This is a genomic window from Paraburkholderia sp. BGA-UO-ETr-F21 (genome assembly GCF_059567925.1).
The window spans coordinates 388,432-407,765 of the sequence record NZ_JCAQOY010000007.1 but is presented as its reverse complement, the minus strand read 5'-3'; the positions used below and the strand labels follow the sequence as shown (position 1 = coordinate 407,765).

General features: G+C 57.9%; 18 protein-coding genes and 2 pseudogenes. 15 read left to right on the top strand and 5 right to left on the bottom strand.

The genetic code is table 11. The features are described from left to right. Window positions 1-110: 110 nt before the first annotated feature. Window positions 111-1,010, bottom strand: a complete 900-nt coding sequence (locus tag AC57B1_RS06715; protein ID WP_496417023.1) for a LysR substrate-binding domain-containing protein — start codon at window positions 1,008-1,010, stop codon at window positions 111-113. A 27-nt stretch (window positions 1,011-1,037) separates the two neighbouring features. Here AC57B1_RS06715 and AC57B1_RS06710 point away from each other — a divergent pair, with 27 nt between their 5' ends. The 5 genes from AC57B1_RS06710 (at window position 1,038) to AC57B1_RS06690 (ending at window position 5,973) form a co-directional block, all read left to right on the top strand. Then, window positions 1,038-2,291 carry an enolase C-terminal domain-like protein gene (locus tag AC57B1_RS06710; RefSeq protein ID WP_496417022.1) on the top strand — a complete coding sequence of 418 codons (1,254 nt, stop codon included), beginning with the start codon at window positions 1,038-1,040 and terminating at the stop codon, window positions 2,289-2,291. Between the two features lie 131 nt (window positions 2,292-2,422). Beyond that, window positions 2,423-2,725, top strand: coding sequence for a hypothetical protein (locus AC57B1_RS06705; RefSeq protein ID WP_496417021.1), 303 nt, complete (start codon window positions 2,423-2,425; stop codon window positions 2,723-2,725). Between the two features lie 11 nt (window positions 2,726-2,736). Then, window positions 2,737-4,269 (top strand): solute symporter family protein, encoded by a 1,533-nt coding sequence (locus tag AC57B1_RS06700; RefSeq protein ID WP_496417020.1) that lies wholly within the window; start codon window positions 2,737-2,739, stop codon window positions 4,267-4,269. 75 nt (window positions 4,270-4,344) lie between these two features. Further along, window positions 4,345-5,412 (top strand): carbon-nitrogen hydrolase family protein, encoded by a 1,068-nt coding sequence (locus AC57B1_RS06695; RefSeq protein ID WP_496417019.1) that lies wholly within the window; start codon window positions 4,345-4,347, stop codon window positions 5,410-5,412. Between the two features lie 357 nt (window positions 5,413-5,769). Further along, the gene (locus AC57B1_RS06690) at window positions 5,770-5,973 is read left to right on the top strand and encodes a hypothetical protein (RefSeq protein ID WP_496417018.1); all 204 of its coding nucleotides are present in this window, start codon (window positions 5,770-5,772) and stop codon (window positions 5,971-5,973) included. A 57-nt stretch (window positions 5,974-6,030) separates the two neighbouring features. Here the strand turns inward: AC57B1_RS06690 and AC57B1_RS06685 are convergent, their stop codons facing one another. Together AC57B1_RS06685 and AC57B1_RS06680 are read right to left on the bottom strand one after the other, a co-directional pair. Continuing rightward, entirely contained in the window at window positions 6,031-7,002 is a 972-nt protein-coding gene (locus tag AC57B1_RS06685; protein ID WP_408186896.1) for a GlxA family transcriptional regulator, read from the bottom strand. Further along, a complete protein-coding gene (locus AC57B1_RS06680; RefSeq protein WP_496417017.1) occupies window positions 7,002-7,280 on the bottom strand; it encodes a hypothetical protein in 279 nt (92 codons plus the stop codon). Before AC57B1_RS06680 ends, AC57B1_RS06685 begins: the two co-directional genes overlap by 1 nt. A gap of 654 nt (window positions 7,281-7,934) precedes the next feature. Here AC57B1_RS06680 and AC57B1_RS06675 point away from each other — a divergent pair. Then, entirely contained in the window at window positions 7,935-9,584 is a 1,650-nt protein-coding gene (locus AC57B1_RS06675) for an FAD-dependent oxidoreductase (protein ID WP_496417016.1), read from the top strand. Window positions 9,585-9,691: 107 nt separating this feature from the next. After that, a complete protein-coding gene (locus AC57B1_RS06670) occupies window positions 9,692-10,021 on the top strand; it encodes a hypothetical protein (RefSeq protein WP_496417047.1) in 330 nt (109 codons plus the stop codon). Here AC57B1_RS06670 and AC57B1_RS06665 read toward each other — a convergent pair. Then, a pseudogene (locus AC57B1_RS06665) lies at window positions 9,985-10,624 on the bottom strand (IS3 family transposase); the annotation flags it as partial. The gene AC57B1_RS06670 and the pseudogene AC57B1_RS06665 sit on opposite strands and share 37 nt — an antisense overlap. Before the next feature lie 107 nt (window positions 10,625-10,731). Between AC57B1_RS06665 and AC57B1_RS06660 the strand changes: the two are divergent. Together AC57B1_RS06660 and AC57B1_RS06655 are read left to right on the top strand one after the other, a co-directional pair. Further along, on the top strand, window positions 10,732-11,406 hold the full coding sequence (locus AC57B1_RS06660; RefSeq protein ID WP_408186895.1) for a response regulator transcription factor: 675 nt from the start codon (window positions 10,732-10,734) through the stop codon (window positions 11,404-11,406). Between the two features lie 2 nt (window positions 11,407-11,408). Further along, window positions 11,409-12,578, top strand: a pseudogene (locus AC57B1_RS06655) (MFS transporter); the annotation flags it as partial. A 174-nt stretch (window positions 12,579-12,752) separates the two neighbouring features. Here AC57B1_RS06655 and AC57B1_RS06650 read toward each other — a convergent pair. Continuing rightward, entirely contained in the window at window positions 12,753-14,069 is a 1,317-nt protein-coding gene (locus tag AC57B1_RS06650; RefSeq protein ID WP_408186883.1) for a sensor histidine kinase, read from the bottom strand. Between the two features lie 277 nt (window positions 14,070-14,346). Here AC57B1_RS06650 and AC57B1_RS06645 point away from each other — a divergent pair, with 277 nt between their 5' ends. The 6 genes from AC57B1_RS06645 to AC57B1_RS06620 all read left to right on the top strand — a co-directional run bounded on the left by AC57B1_RS06645 (window position 14,347) and on the right by AC57B1_RS06620 (window position 19,197). Further along, the gene (locus AC57B1_RS06645) at window positions 14,347-15,321 is read left to right on the top strand and encodes a LysR family transcriptional regulator (RefSeq protein ID WP_408186882.1); all 975 of its coding nucleotides are present in this window, start codon (window positions 14,347-14,349) and stop codon (window positions 15,319-15,321) included. Next, the gene (locus AC57B1_RS06640; RefSeq protein WP_496417015.1) at window positions 15,279-15,854 is read left to right on the top strand and encodes a DUF3331 domain-containing protein; all 576 of its coding nucleotides are present in this window, start codon (window positions 15,279-15,281) and stop codon (window positions 15,852-15,854) included. The genes AC57B1_RS06645 and AC57B1_RS06640 overlap by 43 nt, the downstream gene beginning before the upstream one ends. A gap of 162 nt (window positions 15,855-16,016) precedes the next feature. Next, the gene (locus AC57B1_RS06635) at window positions 16,017-16,376 is read left to right on the top strand and encodes a response regulator transcription factor (protein WP_408186894.1); all 360 of its coding nucleotides are present in this window, start codon (window positions 16,017-16,019) and stop codon (window positions 16,374-16,376) included. Window positions 16,377-16,519: 143 nt separating this feature from the next. After that, the gene (locus AC57B1_RS06630; RefSeq protein ID WP_496417014.1) at window positions 16,520-17,383 is read left to right on the top strand and encodes an alpha/beta fold hydrolase; all 864 of its coding nucleotides are present in this window, start codon (window positions 16,520-16,522) and stop codon (window positions 17,381-17,383) included. 51 nt (window positions 17,384-17,434) lie between these two features. Then, window positions 17,435-18,481, top strand: a complete 1,047-nt coding sequence (locus AC57B1_RS06625; RefSeq protein ID WP_408492076.1) for an alcohol dehydrogenase — start codon at window positions 17,435-17,437, stop codon at window positions 18,479-18,481. After that, the gene (locus AC57B1_RS06620) at window positions 18,478-19,197 is read left to right on the top strand and encodes a hypothetical protein (RefSeq protein WP_408186878.1); all 720 of its coding nucleotides are present in this window, start codon (window positions 18,478-18,480) and stop codon (window positions 19,195-19,197) included. The genes AC57B1_RS06625 and AC57B1_RS06620 overlap by 4 nt, the downstream gene beginning before the upstream one ends. The last annotated feature ends 137 nt before the right edge of the window (window positions 19,198-19,334 follow it).

Below are 19,334 nucleotides of genomic sequence, written 5' to 3'. Positions count from 1 at the left end.
CTCCCGGTAAGCTAAAGGAGATGAGTACATCTCGGTCCGCGGCGGTTCTCGGCAGCTCAGGCCCGAGCTTCTTGCCATCATTGCCGGATGTCGCTTCGACGCGAGAAAAATCAATCGGCTTTTTCTGTTGCCAGGTCGGCCTTCAACCACTTCACGAAGTTTTCGACGTGGGCATACTGAGGCGAGACACTCGACCATGTGGCGTAGTAGGCATGCAGACCTTTAGCTGTCGTTGGGAAGAGCGTTATTAGCATCCCCGCGTTTAGCCACGTTTTTATCATGTTGCGACGGGCAAGAGCGAGACCATGTCCGCTTATCGCGGCCTCAACGAGGAGACCTAAGTCTACATATTGGGGGCCGTTCCTAGGTTCGGCAAGATCCAAATCGGCAGCTTTGAACCACGGCCGCCATGGCTCTATGGGACAACGGAGCAAATTGGCCTTCGCAATGTCCGACGGAGCAAGAAACGGCCCAGCCTTTTCTAAGTAAGCAGGGCTGCAGATTGGTGTGACCGGCTCGTCTAGGACCGTCTCAACTGTAAGACCGGGATATTCTCCGCTGCCGAAACGAATCTCAACATCCGCGTCATCCGCCTTCAATCCGACAAAGGGAACGGAGAGTTGCAGAACGACTTCGATATCCGGATGCTGTTCCTGGAACGTCGGAAGCCTTGGGACAATTATCTGTCGGGCGAACGTCGGAGGAGACGAAATCCGTAACAACGTTCGCTCCTCGTCAAGCAGGCCGCGAGTCGGGTACTGACTTAGCGATTCGAGGCACTCGCGAACCACCGGGAGATACTCGAGCCCCGCCGAAGAAAGGTTCAGTTCATTCTGCGTTCGCGTGAACATGCTCACTCCCAACAACTCTTCGAGTTGCCGAATGCGATGACTGACGGCGCTAGGTGTGATCGAGAGTTCAGAAGCGGCGAGCGAGCCATTGCGAAGTCGTGCAAGCGCCTCGAAGGTGACGAGGCATTGAAGCGGTGGGATGCGGGCAAAGCGTTTCATGGTGTTCCAGTGACCAGCATACGAAACGTGAACACATCGGCGTCGCGGGGAAACCCCACGTTTGAATTTTCGTCCAGTCGCCGGCTAAATAATTTCATCTACCTAACTTGTTCAATTGCGAGCGTACCGGAAGAAAATGTTGAGATCAAACATGACTTCAAGGAGACGCCGGTGAATTCAAAAAACCAGATGTCAGAGCAGCATCCAACTGTCACACGGGTCAGTCTTCGTCCCGTTCTGGTGCCGCTCGATCCTCCTCTGCGCACCGCTAGCGGAGTCATGGCAAGCGCACCGCTCGTTTTGGTCGACGTAGAAACGGAGGCCGGCGTTACAGGTCACGCGTACTTCTTCACCTACTCCCCGACGGTACTACCGGCCGCAACTCGTCTCGCTTCAGACGTGGCGAAGCTTGTGGAAGGTCAGCCCCTTCGTCCCCGCGAGCTGATGCACTCCGTGCGTCGGAAGTTTGTACTGTTGAGCACCCCAGGGCTGCTTGATATGGCTCTTGCTGGGCTCGACATGGCATTGTGGGATGCGCACGCTCGCATCGCGGGTCTGCCGCTGTCGAGGCTGTTGGGCGGCGAGCCGAAGCCAATCAAGGCTTATGCAAGCTTTGGCATGGACGGTTTGCAGAGAGCGATAACCGCTGCAGAGAAAAGCGTCGCGTCGGGGTTTCTCGCGGTCAAGATCAAAATTGGTTACCCGACCCTTCGTGAAGACCTGGAGGTGGTGAACGGCGTGTTGAAAGCCTTGGACGATAAGGCCGAACTGATGATTGACTACAACCAGGCCTTGTCCGTTCCTGAGGCTCTGCGACGAACGCGCGCTTTGGATGACCTGGGCTTGGCCTGGATCGAGGAACCGGTGGCATGTGACGACCTCGTCGGGCATTCTCAAATTCGTTCAGAGCTACGCACATTGGTGCAGTTGGGTGAGAACTGTTGGGGACCGCGAGGAATGCTAGCGATGATTCGTCACTGTGCATCGGATCTAGCAATGCCCGACTTGATGAAGGTGGGCGGCGTGAGCGGGTGGCTAGACGCGGCAGCCCTGTGTGAGGCTCACGGCATGCCGATCTCCAATCACTTTTATCAAGAAGCGAGCGCTCATCTCCTTGCCCTGTCCCCATGCGCCCACTACCTGGAGTACTTCGGTATAGCCGATGGCGTCCTCGCCGAACCCCTTCGAGTTGAGGGAGGTTTCGCAGTTGCGACCAGTGCACCTGGGAGCGGTATTACATGGGACGAAGGCGCCGTCAATAAATATGCTGTTGGCAAGTGAGATAAATTAAACGAGGCGACAAAATAATTTCAACTCTAATGAGTGTGCTCGTTTTTTTGGCTTGCCAATAATGAATTTATTGGCTGCATGGTGCCTAAAGCCGCGGCAAGATCCATTCATTGGAGGATGGTGTGATAAATGAGTCAGCTCTGGAGAGAGGCTTCGAAGATGGTGGTCAGATAAATCGAGGCAGAGTCGCGCTAGCTAAATATTTTTCGACCGGTATTTTCATTTTAGTCGCAGTATTTTTTGGAATATTCTGTTTTAATCCTGAAATCATGGCAGTCCAAACCCACGTCGAAGTGCCGGTTAGCATTCTGATGTTTGTAGGGCTTATTGCCATGTCACTCGTTTTCAGCTCGCTCTTTGTGCTTTGTGCGGAAAAGAACGACTCGCAGCTTTATCGCGTAGATGTCGCGGGGGTGGAAGAATGAGTCATTCGCCAATGAATAGCCCGATATCGGTCGGATTCTTTTTCGCTTTTTTGCTTGTGACTGTTTTTATAACTTGGTCAGCATCCCGTCGAAGCAAGTCGGCCAGTGAGTTTTTTACTGCTGGAGGTCGCGTCGGCGCTGCGCAAAACGGTTTGGCGCTCGCTGGAGAATATCTAAGCGCTGCTGCGTTGTTGGGCATGACTGGAGCGATTTCGCTTAAGGGTTTTGATGGCGTTGTTTATAGCATCGGCGTTTTCGCAGGCTGGCCGCTAATCCTGTTTCTCGTTTCGGGGCCGGTCAAGCGATTGGGGAGGTTCACCCTTGCCGACGTGATCGCGTGGAGACTCTCGTCGAAGCCCGTGCGGGTTGCCGTTGCGCTTTCCAGTCTGCCAATCGTGCTTCTCTATCTGATTACTCAATTGGTCGCAGCTGGCGGGTTGATCAAGTTGATGTTTGGGTTGTCATACCTGCCGGCGGTTGTATTGGTCGGCGTGGTGATGCTCTGCTACGTGTTCTTCGGCGGAATGCTCGGAACAACTTGGGTGCAGATCATTAAGGCCGTGCTTCTTTTCAGCGGGACAATTGTTCTTGCTGGTCTCTTGCTCGCAAAGTTTGGATTTCACCCTTCCGGACTTTTCAAAGCGGCGATAAGCAATGCCGATGCGAGCGTGGTGGCACCGCATATACTTTCTTCGCTTGATCGATGGGACACGCTTTCGCTGGCAATTGCTCTGGTCTTCGGTGCGTTGGGCATGCCTCAAATTCTTACACGGTTCCTGACGGTTGGGAATGCAAAAGACGCGCGACGCTCAGCTTTGTACGCCACTTTTCTCGTCGGCTTCTTCCACGTATTCGTTCTCTTGCTTGGATTTGGCTCGATGGCGTTGATTGGGCGCGCGGCAATTCTCGGCGCCGGAGGAGCGGGAAACATGGCAGTTCCTTTGCTAGCGAAACTCCTGGGCGGGGATGCCCTCTTTGGATTTATCTGTGCGGTCTCCTTCGCAACAATGCTTGCAGTCGTGGCGGGTCTGACGTTGACGGCTGCAACGACTTTTGCACATGACATCTGGGCTGGCGTAATTATGGCGCGTCGGTCGACCGCGGGTGGCAAGCAGCCGCGCGTTGCCCGTATTGCATCAATCGTAGTTGCCACTGCCGCGGTGATTCTCGCGTTGCGCTTTGAAGGACAGAACGTGGCCTTCATGGTCGGGCTGAGCTACTCGATTGCAGCTTCCGCCAATTTCCCGGTTCTGATGCTTGCCTTGTATTGGCGACGACTCACGACGGCCGGCGCAGTGTGCGGCCTGTTGACTGGCGCTGCCGCCGCCGTCTTGCTGATCGTGCTTTCGCCCACGATTCAGGTAGATGTGTTGCATCGGGCATTGGGTGATGTCCAAAACCAATGGTGGTTTATGCCGCTGCGCAATCCCTCAATCTTTTCGTTACCGCTGTCGCTGTTTGTTGCCATTACGGTGTCATTGTTGAAGTCTAGTCCCGCAGAGCAACGTGGCTTTTCGGAAATGCACACCGTCCTGGAAAACTAATTTGCACCTAGCCCGAGGTGCCCACGTGTCGGACGCAAGGAGCAGTCTGTCCAAGTCCATACCAAGGAGATGTTGATGAAGCAATACCCGAAGTACAAAGCTGCCGTTTGCCATATCGCACCTGTCTATTTTGACGCTGAGGCGTGCGTCGAAAAGGCCTGCGACTGGATTAAAGAAGCTGCTAACAACGGCGCAGAACTGATTGCATTTCCCGAGGCGTATCTTTCATCGTTCCCGGTGTGGTGTGCCGTTTGGGCACCGGTGCAAACGCACGAGTTCTTCGTAAAGATGGTCAGCAGTTCGGTCCTGATCGACGGTCCGGAAATTCAGCGCCTGCGTGATACCGCTCGCAAATACAATGTGTTTGTTTCGATCGGTATCAATGAAGCGACGCGGAACAGCTTTGGCTGCGTGTACGACACGAACGTGTTGATCGGAGATGACGGGGCGGTGCTTAACGTGCATCGCAAACTGATGCCTACGTATTGGGAAAAGCTGGCTTGGGCGATGGGCGATGGTAGTGGTCTGCGCGTGAACGACACTCGCATCGGCCGAATCGGCGCGCTGGTGTGTGGTGAAAACACGAATGCATTGGCCCGATTTGCTCTGCTCGCTCAAGGCGAAAACGTACACATCTCGTCGTTCTCCCCACGTTGGCCGACCCATCCGCTCGGCGAAGGCGGATACGACCTTGAGGCAGCTATTCGCCTGCGCGCAGGCGCGCACGCGTTTGAGGGCAAGCTGTTCAATCTGGTCGCGTCTGGCTTCCTGCCACCCGGGGCAATCGAGATGGTGTCTCGTGGGAACAAGGAAGTCCGCGATCTTCTTGAAACATCGCCCAAGAGCGTATCGATGATTCTCGGCCCGGATGGTCAGCCGATCAGCGAGGTAATCCGCGAAGACGAAGGGATCGCTTATGCGGAGTTGGATCTGGCGAAAACCATCGTCCCGAAGCAGTTCCAAGATGTCGTTGGTTACTACAACCGCTTCGACGTTTTCGAATTCAAGGTGAATCGTCGCGCGCACCGTCCGGCGCATTTCCACGGCGAAATCGATGACGACGACACCCGTGCAGATTTTGCCGCGCAGCGTGCTGGCAATCTCGACGCTATCGAAGTTCCGCCTGTGACCTTGGCCTCATAAGCAAAGGCATGGCGAAGTAACTCGCACGCGCTGCCGTCATAGATTGCATAGGGCTCTGCGGATACTCGCATCGGTGTGCATAAAAGGCGTCTCGAAGGTCGGACGTGCGAAACCTCAAATGCTACGAGTTCAGACTCGGAGGAGCTTCGTGTTTTGGCCCCCTCACAAATCGTCGAGCCTTGGAGAGATTAAGTCTAACGCTCCGCTCAAGCTGAGTGGGAGAAGTAGAGTATTTGCGTGAAGGGCGTACTCTCGTACATACAGAGAGTACGGCTACTTCTCTCACTAACTGCTCTACTTTTAGCGCTCGTATTTCCCAACTGTGAAGACGAAGGTCTCTCCTACACGGAACCGGATTTGGGCAAGACCATCGTTCCGAAACAGTTTCAGGAGGTGGTCGGCTATTACAGCCGCTTCGACGTCTTCGAATTCAAAGTGAATCGTCGCGCACATCGACGCACCATTTTCATGGAGAAATCGTCGAGGACGACAGGGTTGCACATCCTTCGCGGTAGCTTGCTGGTGAGCTCGACGCTATCGAAATTCCGCCTGGTAAGCTGACCTCATGAGGAAAGGCACGGATAGCCGCGCTCTCCGCGGCGATACTTCCACAACGCACTATTCGTCGAACTCACTTTTATCAACGGTCACATTGCGAGACTCTCTCCTTAACGACTGTGGAGTCGTCCGATAGGCCCGCGTAAAGACGTCTCGCAGGTGCCGCCTGTCACGAAATCCCGTTTCCCGAGCGATTGTTTCGAGCGAATGACGGCCACGCTCAATCAGGTTTCTTGCCGCTTCGAGACGCAAGCGTTCTATTGCCCTAGCGGGAGATTCGCCGGTTTCGGAAAGGAAAATACGCGTAAATTGTCGGCTGCTGAGATTTGCCGCCTTAGCAAGATCGTCGACGCGCAGGGGTTTGGATAAATTAAGGCGTGCATGCTCAAGCGCCATCTGGATCCGATCCGACTTCGGTGCAAGGGCCAACATTTCAGAGTGCTGCGACTGTCCGCCTGAGCGTCGATGAGGCATGACCATCGCACGCGCCACCGAGATTGCGAAGTCTGCACCGAAATCCTTCTCTACCAGGCCAAGGGCCAAGTCCATCGCCGCCGTCAACCCGGCTGACGTCCATATTTTGCCATCGACAATAAAGATGCGGTCGGCTTCGACCTGAATCAGTGGCCAACGGGCTTGCAAGGCGTTTGCGAACGCCCAATGTGTGGTTGCGCGCTTGCCGTCGAGAAGCCCCGCTTCGGCGAGAACGAACGCGCCTGTGCAAAGGCCTGCTGTGCGCCGCGAGCGTGCTGACGCATCGCTGATGAACCTGAGTTCTTCAGCGGAAGTGGTGCGGCCGGTCGGATTGGCCACGCCGCTGATCATCCATGTGTCCGCGGTCGCGTTCGAATCGGCCCGCTTTGTCATGACAGAGACGCCAAGCGACGAGCGAATTTCACCCCCTTGGAGTGAGTAATTCGTCACATGATAAAGAGGCTCGCGCGCGACGATGCTGGCGATTTCGAACACTGTCTGGGTTCCAATGGCCATGACCTGGAAGTCTTCCGTCAAAAAGTAGCCAACTCGATACATCAATTCCACCAGCCGTCATGTCCGAAAAGGTGATTATAAATGTCGTTGAAAAAATCGTGTGTGGCGCGGATGATGAGCCTGTAGGTCGCGCCGAAGAGGTTCCATAAGCCGGGGCCTGTATCGAGACGATTGGGAGCGTTCCGGACTGGCTGGGGCGTCGAAAATTTCGTTAGCTCAACACAAACGGAAAAAATAGGTTCGTCGATGAAAAGTGCGGCGTCGTCGAAACTCAGGCCATGCGGATGTACAACGCCATCAGTACCGTCGACATTGACCAACTGCGACTCCAGCCCTGTCTACTAACCCATTACCAACCAGCGGCAGGTTTTAGCTTATGTAAACGTTGACTTGTATAGCGGCTTGTGCGTCGGACGGCGGTCAGAGTATCGACCGGGCGAGGATGAGTTTTGTTTCGTGCGACGCCTCCTTTACTCGTACTCCGCTTTTGGAGTCGTCGCTCGAAAAGAAGGGGGGCAGGGCAGACCGCGAGCTGTGCGGATGATCGCTGCGTCGAATGGATCCTGCTGCCAGCCCGAAATGCCGCGCAAGAAATACTATGCGTCCAAACGCTCAGTATCTGCTGAAGCGATTCCGATCCCGGACATCGCGTAGATCAGAACCGGCGCCTGCGTCTACCGCGGGATGACAGGTTGCGCGGCCCCTGCGGTCGCCGTATTTTGACAAGCGACCAAGTGCTTTACCGCTGACGCCGAATGAGACTCGTCCCGGCGAACCGGCGCCGCATGATTCGCGCGTCGGCGTGATCTCGGCATTCGCTTCTACGCAGTTCGGGTAAGCCGCCGATAACGTCATGCGGCTTTGCGTAAGTGTTGCCCGTGCGTTCGGCACAACAGCGCTCGGTGTTGACGCAACGGATAGTCCTATCATCAGCGTGGATCTTTGCCATCGCTTACGTAACCGCAGGAATGCAAATGACCAACTCGACATGGTTAGCGCCAGCTACCGACCGTCATGAACAGAAGTATCCACAGCTGACCGATGGCGAGATAGCACGAGTGCGTGAATACGGCACCGTTCGTTCCTGGACATCGGAACGGATTTTTGAAGTCGGTGCGCCAGGATTTGGGATGTGCGTAGTATTGCGCGGGATGATTCGCGTGACTAGCCGCGACGCGTTCGGGCGTCATGCCGTCGTTAGCGAAAATGGTCCGGGACAATTCGTTGCGGAAGTCGGGCAGCTATCTGGAGGACGATGCATAGTGGACGGTGATGCGGTCGGCGCCGTGTCGGCAATTCACATCCTCCCTGAGCAACTCCGAGCGCTTCTAATCGCCGAAGCGGAGTTGGGCGAGCGCATTATGCGGGCTCTCATCCTTCGACGGGTCGCTCTCATCGAGCGCGGCGATGGGATCGTTATAGTGAGCAAGCCACATAACGCTCGCCTCCACGCTTTGCAAAGCTTCCTGCGCCGTAACAACGTTCCCCATGCGGTCATCGGCGCCTCGTCGGAGGATGACGAGACCGCCAGCTACGTAGCAAAGTGGGTACGAGATGACTCGGACTACCCGCTCGTGTTGCATCCAAACGGCACTATCTTACGAGCGCCTGATGAAGTGGATCTTGCCAAAGCTTTAGGGTGGCTGCCTGATCTCGATCCGGATTATGTTTATGACGTTGCAATCGTTGGAGCTGGTCCAGCGGGTTTGGCGACGGCCGTCTACGCCGCGTCCGAAGGGTTGCGAGTCATAGTGCTCGATCATAGTGCTCCAGGAGGACAGGCAGGCGCCAGTGCTCGCATCGAAAATTTCTTTGGGTTCCCGACAGGGATTTCCGGACACGCGCTCACCGGACGCGCATACGTACAGGCACAAAAATTTGGAGCCGACGTAGCAATTCCTGCTCAGGTGGAGAGTCTTGATTGCGGCACGACGCCGTTCACGCTGCGCTTGTCCTCCGCCGTCACCATCCGCTCGAGAACTATTGTTATCGCCTCGGGCGCTGCGTACCGCAAGCCGGACATTCAGGGCCTGGAACGCTTCGAGGGAAGAGGGACGTATTATTGGGCTTCGCCCGTCGAGGCAAAGCTCTGTGCAGGGCAAGACGTATTGTTGGTCGGCGGCGGGAATTCCGCGGGGCAGGCCGCCGTGTTCCTCGCGTCGCGGGCGCGGCGAGTCTCTATGCTAGTACGCGGAAAAAGCCTTAAAGCCAGTATGTCGCAGTATCTAATCGATCGCATTGCCGCTTTGGACAATGTCGTTGTGATGCATGGCAGTCAAATTACCGCCCTTAGGGGTGGTAAGACGATCAACGAAGTGGAGGTCTTAACCGGGACTCAGCGATCAACCTTACTTGCAGAACACGTGTTCTTATTTACGGGTGCTTCTCCTAACACCGCGTGGCTTGGCGGCTGCGGCGTCGTCGTCGATGAGAACGGCTTCGTGCGTACAGGTGAGGCCGCCGGACCCGGGGCGCAAGAGCACGAAACAAGTGTGCCTGGTGTGTTCTGCGCGGGAGATGTCCGATCCGGCTCGACCAAACGAGTTGCTGCGGCTGTGGGCGATGGTGCTGCCGTTGTTGCGCAGATTCATCGTCATCTGGAGCGCGCGGTCGCTCAAGCATAGGCGCCGCCAGCGAGGGTTTGGCGTGCAATACGCGGGGCTACTATTCCGCACTTTCAAGGTGCTGCCCTACCGGGCGATTTCAATTGACGGAAAAAGGGAAATTCGCGATGGCAACGATCGAGCACTTCGAGCATGTATTTTTTGGCTGTGGCAAGGGCGGAAAGACTCTGGCTATGGAACTAGCGCAGGAGGGCCGCAAGGCTGCAGTGATTGACCGAGGCGTGATCGGCGGTTCGTGCATCAAGGTTGCGTGCATACCGGGCAAGACGTCGACCCAAACAGCGCGCACTGAACACATCCCTCATCAACAGGATGGTGCGTCCGCAATCATGGCGAACGTATCGTCGCGTATAAAAGCCGTGGTCGACGGTGCGGTGGAGATCAATCGCAATGCCTTTCGCGACTTCGACCTTGAACTTGTGCAAGGTTGGGGGTAGATACCCATTCCTTTTTTTCCCGGTCCGTTCGCCTTCGTGAGGATGTCGCGCTCGAGCCGCAACCATTGCATGTCGGGTCGAAGCAATTCCACCTGTCGTTCCAGTTCAGCACGCCCAATGTCCGGCGCTGGATTCTTCTGGCGTTTCATGGACGCTGGAACCTCTCGACCGAGTAGCTGATTCTTGAAGTTGTACAGCATCGGCCCGCTCACGCTTGTTTTCTGGGCAACCCCGGGCGCGCTTTCGTCTCTGGCGCACAATTCGATGACTGCTGGCCTGTTTGACCGTCAGCGATTTCGGAACGATACGAGCTACTTTGCCGACAAGGCGTTTTCGGATTTCGCGACACAGTTCTTTAATCCAGGTTTCAAGCGGCCTGCGAACCGGATAGCCCAAGGCCTTCAGGGTTGCGGCAGCGCAACGGTCATGGCTTAGATAATGATCGACGGCGGCCTGCTTCTGTTCGGCCGAATACCTCGGCGTGGCACGAACATAACCAGTTAGTAAATCATGACGCTGTTCGTATTCACGATGCCCGGTCTTCAAAGCATTCTTTGTGGGGTAACCCAACTCCTTGATGGTCGCATTGATGCGTTTCCCCAAATTCGGATAGAGCCGAACCGCTCGAACGCGGTCGTTTTACGAGTACATGGACTACCTCCAGGTAGTCAAACATTTTGTCCGCAAGCCCTGATCATGGTGAGGAAGATATGCTAGAAACGGAGAACAAGGCAGATGTCGTTCCCATCGTGTACGTGGTCGACGACGATCCAGCGATGCGGGCTGCGCTCGACACGCTCTTGCGTTCGGTGGGATTTCACGTCGTCGCATTTGCCAGTACAGCTGAATTCAGGGCGGCGGGTTGGGAGAATATCGAGAGTTGCTTGCTGCTCGACGTCCGTCTGCGTGGCGAGAGCGGCCTCGTATTCCAGCAGCAGACCGAAGGCCGTCCGCTAATCCCGATCGTGTTCATGAGCGGTTTCGCCGATGTGCAAGTGTGCCGGACGGCCATGAAGGGAGGCGCAGTCGATTTTCTGGTCAAGCCCTTCGCAGACCAGGAATTGATCGATGCCGTCAATTTGGCGTTATCGTTCGACGCAAAACGTAGAACGCAGAAGAACGCAAACAACCAGCTTCAACAATCGTTCGCTCTTTTGACGCGTCGCGAGCGCGAGGTGCTCTCGTATGTGATAAGCGGCGCTCTCAACAAGCAGACTGCGTCATACCTCGGGCTAAGTGTGATCACCATCAAACTGCATCGTGCTTCCGTGATGCGTAAGATGAAGGCCGCTTCGCTTGCCGATCTGGTTCGCAAGTCCGCGGCGATCGGTGTGCAAATGCCCGTGCACGATAGCCGTCACATAGATATTTCATCGAAGGCCTGAATATGGATATTCAGCCGCAAAGCGGGCATCTGCGATTTGAAGGCGCCGGAAAGGCCTCGTCTCCATCGGCCGGCATTGGCCTAAGCCTGATTCAGATAGCGGCTCTCCTGGCCGCAAACGCGTTCGAATTCTTCGACTTCTTCATGTACACGACGCTCGCCTCTTTTATCGGGCGTGCGTACTTCCCGCCTGGGACAGCGGTGAACAGCGCCTTTCTGCCGCTCGTCATTTTCGCTGTTGGCTATCTATCGCGGCCCGTCGGCGGTGCAATCATCGGGCGTTATGCCGATACGCGCGGGCGCAAGCCCGCCATGCTGCTGACCGGCTCGCTGATCACACTCGGCACGGTTGGCATTGCGATCACACCGACGTACGAAGTGATCGGCGTATTGGCATCGTTTCTAATACTCGTGTTCCGCATGCTTCAGGGCGTGGCTATCGGCGGAGAAATGGGGTCGTCGAGTGCGCTGTTGATCGAACGCAGTCCAACGGGAAGAGGGGGCCTCTTCGGAAGCTATCAGATGGCAGGACAAGGCATTGCCCTATTGACCACCGGCCTGTGCGGGCTTTCGCTCTCCATTGCGCTATCTCCCTTGGCACTTGCCGATTGGGGCTGGCGATTACCGTTCGCGCTAGGCGCGGTTCTTGTTCCTGTCCAACTGTTTCTACGGAGGTCGATCGTTGAGTCTGCGGCGCGCGTCGAATCTGTCAAACAAGCGACCGCCGGTAAGGTACGTGCATGCGATTGCGGGGTGCCACTGATTCTCTCTATCCTGTTGATCCTGGGCGGCACAGTGCCGACTTATATCGTGATCTACGTCACGAGCTTCGGGCTGGGCGGTCCTGTACCTTCTGCAACCGCATCATTCGTCACGACGGGCGTCACCGGAGCGGTCACGCTGGCAGCATCGATTGTCGGCGGTGCGCTAGCGGACGTCGTTGGCATGAACGCCGTGCTCATTGCATCGCGGGTTCTAACCGCGCTCGTCGTTTATCCTGCCTTTGCTGTAGCCGTCTCGCATCATTCGGAAACCGTGTCGATGCTCATGATCGCGTTGATCGCCGGCCTTTCTGCGCTTGGCGGAGGTCCGACAATCACGCTGATCCTTCAAAAGTTCAGGGCACATCATCGCGCAACCGGCCTTTCTCTCGCTTATGCGACCGGCGTCGCGCTCTTTGGCGGTACGGCACCGCTCGTCGCAGCGAGTCTGACGCGCTGGAGCGGCAATCCGCTCGGGAGCGCGTGGTACGTGATGCTTGCGGCGGGTTGCGCCGTCGTCGCGCAACTGGTGCTGACGAGGTGGCCAAGCTATCCGTTGCGGCGCTCACACGAAGCCGTGGGGGCGCTACGCGGCCAGCCTCGAAGGATCGGAAGTCGCCGGAAGTGTAAAGCTAAAGCAGGTCCCCCCTCCACGCTCGCTTCGTGCCCAGATGCGCCCCCCGTGAGCCTCGACGATAGAGCGCGCTACAGGTAGACCCATGCCCATGCCGTCGGGCTTGGTGGTAAAGAAGGGCTGAAACAGCGCATCGATTCGTGTTGGGTCGATGCCTGGCCCCGTATCGCGCACTTCGAAAACGACTTCTTTTGCCTCGGGTTTGACGGTAGCCGTGAGTATTCGTGCGGTGGAAGGCCCCGAATCGATTGCGTGAATGCCGTTCAATAGCAGGTTCGCGAGCACCTGCTGGATCTGGACCCGGTCACCAAACACGTGGACCTGCGGATCGACCTCGCTGACGACACGTATGTCTTTTGCGTTGGCCTCGGGCGATATCAGGAACAGCGCGGCGTTCACCGATTCCACGGCCGGAAACTGGACCAATTGCACCGGCACCTTGCCAACAAAGCCGCGAATCTTGCGGCAAATCTCGCTTGCGTCACGTGCCCAACGCGCCGTGTCGCGGATCGCAGTCACGGCTTCTCTGACGTCTGGCGTATCGCGCGTGAGCCAGCGCAATGATGCATCGGCGGACGCGCGGGCAGCCGAGAGCGGCTGGCTGATCTCGTGCAGGATCGAGGCCGACACTTCGCCGAACAGCGATATGCGGGATGCTCGCGCCATTTCGGCGCGCATGGCCTCCAACCTGTCGCTGTTTTCCTTTTGCTCGGTGACGTCGAATGCGTAGAAATGAAGCCGCCGATAACCATTCTCGTCTTGGGGCAGCGAGCAGCGCCAGATAATTGGTACGGCGCGTCCCGTGAACGTGACCAGGGTGCGTTCGCCCCGGCATGCTGGTTTGTTCTCGAACATGGCGCGAAACACTGCACTGTTGCTGATCCGGTCAGCGGGCAATAGCACCTTCACCCGCTCGAAGAACTGCGCTTTCGATTGCGCTTCGAAGAGACTGACGACTGCATCGTTGGCGTCGACGAACGAGTGCAGCGCACGCAGTTGTGACACGACTTCGGGATGGTCGTCAAAATAGCTGTCGATACTGGTAATGCCAGACGCCTGCAAATCTTTGATGGCGCGATAGATGCGCGACCAGTCTTCGATCAGGATTGGAATCGGCGCTGATCGAAAAAGATTGTCCTTTGCCGGACCGACAGATGCGGCGCGATCAGAATTGGGAACATTGTCCGTCGACAGTGGGCGCATTGTGCACATGCTGAAACCCGGCGCTGGGCGCAGGCCGGATGGCCGAAAAAAGAGGAGTTGGCTCACGGGCCGCAGCCTCTGGCTGTTGTTCGAAGTAGCCACAACTATACCCGAGGGCAGGCGTGTGCTGCTTGGCGTCTTCTCGCTGCCGACGCTTGCCGGAACGCCGACGCGCTGTGCGCTTTTCGCGGGACGAAACTTACCTCGAAAGTCCCGGTGAGCGGTTGTCGCAAAGCAAACCTTGGTATAGGGAGCGTTCGACCACGGACTGATAGAGCGGGATGCCGCCTTCAACTAGACTTCATTTCAACATTGATGAAGTCGCGCAACCCCGGAGATAAGCATGGATCGTGTTCTACACGCGATGTCGGTATTTACGCATGTCGTCCGGGCGGGGAGCTTCACCGACGCGGCGGAGTCACTCGGCATTTCGGCCGCGTCTGCGAGCACCCTCGTCCGGCAACTCGAGGCGCGGCTCGACGTGATGCTCCTGCAGCGCTCGACGAGGTCCATGTCGCTGACCGCCGAAGGATCGCAGTACTACAAGCACTGTTTGACCATTCTGGGCCAGATGCGCGAGATGGAGGAGCATTTGGGCGGCACAAGCCGCTTCGTGCGAGGTCGCCTCTACATCGAAGTCGATCAGGAAGCGGGCTCGGTGCTGCTGCCCTCTCTGACGGACTTTCGGTGTCTGCACTCCCAACTCGATCTGCGTATTGAAGTTGGGGGAGAAGGCGAACGGCTTATCGAGCAGGGTATCGATTGTGCGATCGTGATCGGTCATCTTCGTGATTCGTCGCTTCAATGTCGACGAGTGGGATCATACCAGGCAGTCACCGTGGCGAGTCCCGCTTATCTGAGAAGAAACGGCATGCCGCGCGAGGTCGCGCAATTGCATAAGCATGACTTCGTGCATCACTCGCCGAGACGTTCCGGCAGCGCCCGCCATCCACGTTTTCACGGTGAAACGGGAACTCAAACCCTGAGGCTGCCTGAGCGCACGCTGGTTGGTGACGTGCAGACTGTCGTCGACTGTGCGACGCGCGGCCTCGCGCTTGCGCAGGTCGGACTGCCGCTGGTTGACCGGCTTCTTCGAGCGGGCGAGCTTGTCGAAGTGCTTGCGGACGCCCGGCCAGCGCCGCTACCGATCGCCGCGGTTTACCCGCAGCGCCGGCATGTGCCGATGTCGTTACGTGTATTCATCGAGTGGGCGACGAGCCGGTTCAAGACAGATGCGCTCGTCGGTTTGCCGCATGCCGGCACTGATGCGGGCGAATGGCGCGCATCCTGCAATCTCGATCACGCCGCAGCAGCTTGAGTCGCGTACCGCGGTTTGAGTGGGTCAAACCCGGAATCCCACGAGCGCTAGACGAGGTGCAAATGACACAAGCAACTCATGCCGGGCAGGATGTGTTCGAAAGCGCGCTAACGCGCCTGCTGGATCCATCGAGGGCGACGGCTGTATGCCAGGGCGCGACTGCCTGGCTCCGCGGGCCGGGCAGAAGGGTCGGCACCGTGCAGGAGGGTGCCGCGCCAGACAAGGCGGCGCGCGTGGCCTCGCAGATTCGTGTGATCGAGGTCCTTTCGAGCTCTACGGTCAGTGTTCGTTGGAGCGATCCGCTCGGCGGGCACATCGGCGAGCAGGTCTGGTGCTGCGTGACCGCGCGAAAGCGGTCGTCGTGTGCGTTGACGGGCGAGCCGATCGGACGCGGCGACCGGGTCTATCAACCGCGCAGGCGTGGGAGGAACACGCCTTGGAACTGGGATCGGATGATCCACGCGGCGGCGATCCAGGCGTTGCCATCCATTTCGTCCGCTAGGGAGCAGATGTTATCAGGAACTGCGCCATGACAGAGGCGGACCGCGGGCCAGCGAATGCTAGCTCAGGTCGGTGCAGCGATACCAGAGGATGGTTGTGGCTATCAGGGCTCTCCGGATAGTCTGCCGGACAGAGCGACGCTTGAAGACTCGGATCCGCGAGCTTGGCGTCAGGCGAGAGAATCCGTGCGTGATATGACTGTTTGCATTGTTGACGATGAACTGTCCGTCAGGCAGTCGTTGGAGTCGCTCGTCCGTTCCATGGGAGGCCAAGCGCGCGCGTACGAATCGGCAGAACTGTTCCTGGCACATGGGCGGGAAGCGCCGTTCGATTGCGTCGTGTGCGACATACAGATGAGCGGCATGACCGGCGTTGAACTGCTTGCACGGTTACGCGCCGACGCTTGCGAGGTGCCTTTCATCTTGGTGACCGGACATCTGACCGTGCGCAGTCGTGAAGAAGCCGGTGTCTACCGCGCGCTATGCGTGCTTGAGAAGCCCTTCGATCCGGAAGAACTTGCGCAATGGATCAACAAAGCGCTGGCAGCCATGTGATTTCGTTGCCTTACCCGCTGTTCGAATACAGGCCGCAGGTCGGATCGTTTGAAGACGGCTGTAGCCAGGGCCGCTGATGCATTGCCGTCAATCAACACCGGCAGTATTTGTTTTTCACACTTCGTATAAGGACTCATACATTCATGGCTAACGTATCGCCCAGCAATAGTGCGAGGACTCAGTTCGTCGAAGTAGAGGGTCGGCGACTTGCCTATCGCAGATTTGGCAGTGGGATACCGCTCGTGCTGTGCGTCCGCTTTCGGGGCACGATGGACGCGTGGGATCCGCTGTTTCTGGATAGTCTCGCCGCGCGAGGCTTCGAGGTCGTGACTTTCGACTACAGCGGCCTCGGGCAGTCAACGGGCGAGCGAACCTACAGCCCGGCGTCGCTCGCGAGAGACGCGATCGACCTTGTAGTCGGACTGAAGCTGGGCAAAGTGGTGATGGGCGGATGGTCGGTCGGCGGTATGGCCGCGCAGATCGTACTGGCTAAAGCGCCTGAACTGGTGAGCCATGCCGTGCTGATCGCGACCACGCCGCCGGGTCCGCTCGTTAAGCCCGGCGAGCCGCTGTTCTACACGCTGGCCAGGCGCGAGAACGACTTCGAAGACTTCGTCACGCTGTTCTTCGAGCCCGCAGACCCGGCCAGCCGCGCTGCGGCAGAACGCTCGGCGAGACGACTCGCCGAACGCACTGACGATGTTAGTCCCGCAGTGCCATTCGAGTGGGCAGGGCAGCAACTCGGCGATGGCCCACAGAACCCGGTGTTCCCCGCGGATGCGGTGCTCCATGCCCTGAAATCCACGTCGGTTCCGGTCCTTCATCTCGGCGCGGATCATGACATCGTGTTCCCGGTTGAGAACTGGTATGCACTTAATGGTCAGCTTCCGACCTTGCACCTCGTGACGCTACCCCGCACGGGGCACGGGCCGCAGCTTGAGTACCCGGAGGCTTCTGCCAGTCATATCGCCGCATTCGTTAGATCCGACGAGCAGGCCGCCCCCTGATCGCGCGTGTCCGTCCCTGTCCGATTTCAATTTGTGAGTGAAGAACAAGACATGACCTTCCCATCAACGTATCGAGCTGTAGTCGTCAAAGCGCCCGGCCAGTTGCAACTCGTTGAGCGGCCGATTCAGCAACCGGCTCGTGGCCAAGTCCGAATCCGTGTCGAAGCCTGCGGCGTGTGCCATTCCGATAGCGCCACGGTCGAGCGCGAGGCAGCCGAAGGCGCCCGCCCTCGCGTGCCCGGTCACGAAGTAGTCGGCCGCATCGAGGCATTGGGCGAAGGCGTCGAGGGCTGGAACATAGGCCAACGGGTCGGTGTTGGCTTTCTTGCCGGCGAAGATCGCACCTGCCCGTCGTGCCGGCAAGGCGACATCGTGAACTGCCAGAACCCGGTCATTACCGGGATGACCACCGACGGCGGATATGCGGAAATCATGCTCGCCGAAGCGCGCGGTCTGGTCCGTGTGCCCGACGACCTGAGCGCAGCCGAGGCTGCTCCGTTGCTGTGTGCCGGGCTCACCACCTTCAATGCGCTGCGCAATGCCGGTGCGAGAGCTGGTGACGTAGTGGCGATCCACGGACTCGGCGGCCTTGGACATCTCGCTGTGCAGTTCGCACGCAAGATGGGTTTTTACACCGTCGCTATCGCGCGGGGCGCTGACAAGGCCGAACTGGCGTCGCAACTTGGCGCGCATCGCTACGTCGACGCGAAAGTCGAGGACGTTGCTGCGGCCCTGCAGCAACTCGGTGGCGCCAAGGTGGTGCTCGGCACCGCGCCGACTGGTGCCGGCATGGCCGAAACCGTCCGCGGGTTGGCGCCACGAGGCCGGCTGGTGGTGGTCGCTGTCCCCGGCGAGTCGATTGCGCTTAATGCCGTCGACCTCGTATTCGGCGGGCGTACCGTGGTGGGCGCATTGACCGGTACGGTGACCGATAACGAGCAAACGCTCGCCTTCGCCCAATTACAAAACATTCGCCCGCTGATTGAAACCTTTCCACTCGAACAGGCACAGGCTGCCTACGATCGCATGATGCGCGCTGATGTGCGTTTTCGTGCGGTGCTATTGATGAATGTCGATAAAACTGGAGTTCAAGCATGAACGTCATTGCGCAATCCATCATCGAGGCACATGGTGGCCTCGAACAGTGGCGCAAGTTTCACACGGTCCGCGCCGATCTCGTACAGGGCGGGGCGCTGTGGGGGCTGAAGGGCCACGCCGGCACATTGGATCGGACGACGGTTACGGTGGCCACGGACCGCCAATGGGCGTCGCACGCGCCGTTTGGAGCGCTTGCGGCGCGCAGCGAATTCACCGGCGGCCGTATCGCTCTTCGGGACACAAGCGGCGGCGTTGTGGCAGCTCACGACAATCCGCGTGCCTCGTTTGACGGCCACACGCTTGAGACACCGTGGGAAGCGCTGCAACTTGCATTCTTCGCGGGCTGCGCGATGTGGACCTACCTCAACACTCCGTTTGTCCTCGCATGGGATGGCGTGGAGTGCGAAGAAGAGGGCGTGTGGAGCGAACAGGGCGAGGAGTGGCATAAAATACGCATCGATTACCCGGACGAACTGGAAGTGTTCAGCAAGGCCCAGGCTATTTACGTGGGGCACGACAACCTGGTTCGCCGTCTCGACTACGACGTCGAGATCGCGGGCAACACGCCTGGTGCGCACTACGTTACCGACTATGCGACCGTCTCCGGAATCCGGTTTCCCACGAAGCGGCGCATTTATCCTCGAACGCCTGACGGAAAGTCCTTGCCCGAGCCGCTCGTCGTGTCCATCGACCTGCATGACATCACCCTGAGCTAAGGTTGAAAAACGAGGCGCTGCGCGCGCCTCCGGACGAAACCAACGGTGACTGCAATCGCTTCATCCAAGCTGAGACGCGTTATGCCGATGTATCCGGTCTGCGCTATGCGCATCGCCGTCTTGGCAAGCAACAGCGC

Coding starts and splice junctions, on each gene's coding strand:
- AC57B1_RS06625 (WP_408492076.1), top strand. CDS start 17,435: ATGACCTTCCCATCAACGTATCGAGCTGTAGTCGTCAAAGCGCCCGGC.
- AC57B1_RS06635 (WP_408186894.1), top strand. CDS start 16,017: ATGACTGTTTGCATTGTTGACGATGAACTGTCCGTCAGGCAGTCGTTG.
- AC57B1_RS06685 (WP_408186896.1), bottom strand. CDS start 7,002: ATGTATCGAGTTGGCTACTTTTTGACGGAAGACTTCCAGGTCATGGCC.
- AC57B1_RS06640 (WP_496417015.1), top strand. CDS start 15,279: ATGGCGCGCATCCTGCAATCTCGATCACGCCGCAGCAGCTTGAGTCGC.
- AC57B1_RS06630 (WP_496417014.1), top strand. CDS start 16,520: ATGGCTAACGTATCGCCCAGCAATAGTGCGAGGACTCAGTTCGTCGAA.
- AC57B1_RS06645 (WP_408186882.1), top strand. CDS start 14,347: ATGGATCGTGTTCTACACGCGATGTCGGTATTTACGCATGTCGTCCGG.
- AC57B1_RS06670 (WP_496417047.1), top strand. CDS start 9,692: ATGGCAACGATCGAGCACTTCGAGCATGTATTTTTTGGCTGTGGCAAG.
- AC57B1_RS06715 (WP_496417023.1), bottom strand. CDS start 1,010: ATGAAACGCTTTGCCCGCATCCCACCGCTTCAATGCCTCGTCACCTTC.
- AC57B1_RS06660 (WP_408186895.1), top strand. CDS start 10,732: ATGCTAGAAACGGAGAACAAGGCAGATGTCGTTCCCATCGTGTACGTG.
- AC57B1_RS06695 (WP_496417019.1), top strand. CDS start 4,345: ATGAAGCAATACCCGAAGTACAAAGCTGCCGTTTGCCATATCGCACCT.
- AC57B1_RS06620 (WP_408186878.1), top strand. CDS start 18,478: ATGAACGTCATTGCGCAATCCATCATCGAGGCACATGGTGGCCTCGAA.
- AC57B1_RS06700 (WP_496417020.1), top strand. CDS start 2,737: ATGAATAGCCCGATATCGGTCGGATTCTTTTTCGCTTTTTTGCTTGTG.
- AC57B1_RS06675 (WP_496417016.1), top strand. CDS start 7,935: ATGACCAACTCGACATGGTTAGCGCCAGCTACCGACCGTCATGAACAG.